The sequence below is a fragment of the Sphingopyxis sp. genome, from assembly GCF_035250425.1.
In the GTDB taxonomy this organism is placed as follows: domain Bacteria; phylum Pseudomonadota; class Alphaproteobacteria; order Sphingomonadales; family Sphingomonadaceae; genus Sphingopyxis.
The window spans coordinates 1-2,091 of record NZ_DATFFD010000267.1; the positions used below are offsets into that span (position 1 = coordinate 1).

General features: G+C 65.3%; 1 protein-coding gene and 1 pseudogene. One reads left to right on the forward strand and one right to left on the reverse strand.

Annotation, left to right across the window (positions count from 1 at the left end; genetic code table 11):
- Positions 1–302, reverse strand: a pseudogene (locus VJ811_RS16105) (TonB-dependent receptor); the annotation flags it as partial.
- 318 nt (positions 303–620) lie between these two features.
- Between VJ811_RS16105 and VJ811_RS16110 the strand changes: the two are divergent.
- Positions 621–1,655 carry a LacI family DNA-binding transcriptional regulator gene (locus VJ811_RS16110; RefSeq protein ID WP_324074228.1) on the forward strand — a complete coding sequence of 345 codons (1,035 nt, stop codon included), beginning with the start codon at positions 621–623 and terminating at the stop codon, positions 1,653–1,655.
- The last annotated feature ends 436 nt before the right edge of the window (positions 1,656–2,091 follow it).

Consider the following 2,091-nt stretch of genomic DNA (forward strand, 5'->3'; position numbering starts at 1 on the left):
AGGCGCTGCGTCGCGAGGCCCGGCAGGCGCGACAGCGATTCGGCGATCGACAGGTCGGGCAGCTTGCCGATGTCTTCGGCCGAAATCACTTCGACGATCGAGGTGTTGGCCTTCTTCGCCTGCACCGAATTGTTGATCGCGCCGCGGATGCCGGTGACGACGATGGCGTCTTCGGCCGGCGCCTCGTCGACCGGCGCGGTGTTCGCGTCCTGCGCCATCGCGGCACCGGGCAGCAAGGCGGTCAAGGCAAGGCCGAGCGCGATGGCGCTGACACCGCGGTTAAGATTGGTCGGCATGGTCATATGTGGCTCCCCTGGCACGGACGGGCGGTCTTGGCCCATGCACCGGGAGGGGGACGCGGGGCGTCCGTCAGGCTCCTCTCCGGCATATGGGTTTTCCCATCTTGAGCCTCGCAATTGAAACCAATCACGCCGCGCCGCCATAGGGTATACGTATACGCATAATATGCAGCGCTGCGCCCTGTCGCAGAAATGCAGCGCTTTCAGCGCCGAAAACCGCGGGACTCGCCCCCGTGCAATTTCTTGGCATCCACCGGACCAATCGCTAGTCTGCGAGGCCAGCGGCGGCCACCAGGAAGGCCGCGGCGCCGGGAGAGAGAGATGGGGCGCCAGCCCTCGGCCAAGCCGACGAGTTTCGACATCGCCTATCTGGCGGGCGTCTCGCAGCCGACCGTGTCGCGCGCGCTGCGCGGCAGCAAGTCGGTCAGCGCCGCGACCCGCGCCAATATTCAGCGCATCGCGCAGGAACTCAACTACACCGTCGACAAGAACGCCTCGAGCCTGCGCTCGCAGCGGACCCATACGCTCGCTTTGCTCTTCTTCGAGGACCCGACCCCCGACGAATCGATGATCAACCCCTTCTTCCTGTCGATGCTGGGATCGATCACGCGCGAATGCGCGCGGCGCGGTTATGACCTGCTGATCAGTTTCCAGCAGATGCACAATGACTGGCACGTCACCTATCAGGACAGCCACCGGTCCGATGGGATCATCCTGCTCGGCTATGGCGATTATCAGCTCTATCTCACCAAGCTCGAGCATCTGGTCGAGATGGGGACCAAGTTCGTGCGCTGGGGATCGGTATCCGAAGAGGGTATCGGGCTGACCGTCGGATCGGACAATGTCGGCGCGGGCGAGCAAGCGGGCGCGCATCTGGTCGAGATCGGGCGGCGGCGTATCGCCTTCCTCGGCGACGCGTCGGACCATGCGCCCGAATTCCAGGATCGCTACGACGGGCTGTGCCGCGCGATGCGCACAGCGGGCCTCGAACCCGATCCAGCGCTGCAGCGCGATGCGGTGTCGTCGGAGGATTCGGGCTATGCCGCCGCGCGGTCGCTGATCGAAAGCGGCCAGAATTTCGACGCGGTCTTTGCCGCGAGCGACCTGATCGCGATCGGCGCGATGCGCGCGCTGGCCGAAGCGGGCCTGCGGCTGCCGCAGGACGTCGCGATCATCGGCTTCGACGATATTCCCGCCGCCAGCCTGACGTCGCCGACATTGACGACGGTGATGCAGGATATGAAGGGCGCGGGCACATTGCTGGTGGACGCGCTGCTTGCGCGCATCGACGACCGTCCCGTCGAACAGCGCGTGTTACCCGCGCGGCTAATCCGGCGACAGAGTACCGCGGTTTAGACGAGCCTCGCGGGGCTCCCGGGTTTGGATCCAGGATCCGGTCGGCGCAGGGGCCGCGTAATATTCCAAAGTTCAGGAAAGTTCAGCCCTATGCGCCCCCGATTTTGGATCTGGCGGCGTGCGGGACGCGCGCGGCATGCCCTGCCGTGATTGCACCCGCCCGCCGGGCAGCGACCGCTTTGATCCACCAAACGAAAGAGCCGGGATGAGGGCTGGCACAGCCGGATAATGTAGGAAAGGCTTATTTGAAGGCGCGTCTGCTTTGGGGTGGGAGCTGACTGTCTTGATCCTCCCCATCGACTTGCGATGGGGAGGTGGCAGCCCGCAGGGCTGACGGAGGGGTCGAGCGGCGCAGCGCTCGCTACGCTCGCAACCCCTCCACCACCGCTTCGCGGAGTGCTGGATTGGATTGCCCCCGGCAATCCAAGTCCAGCCC

Excerpts from the sequence above, each read along its gene's own strand:
- VJ811_RS16110 (WP_324074228.1), top strand. The coding sequence starts at position 621 with ATGGGGCGCCAGCCCTCGGCCAAGCCGACGAGTTTCGACATCGCCTAT.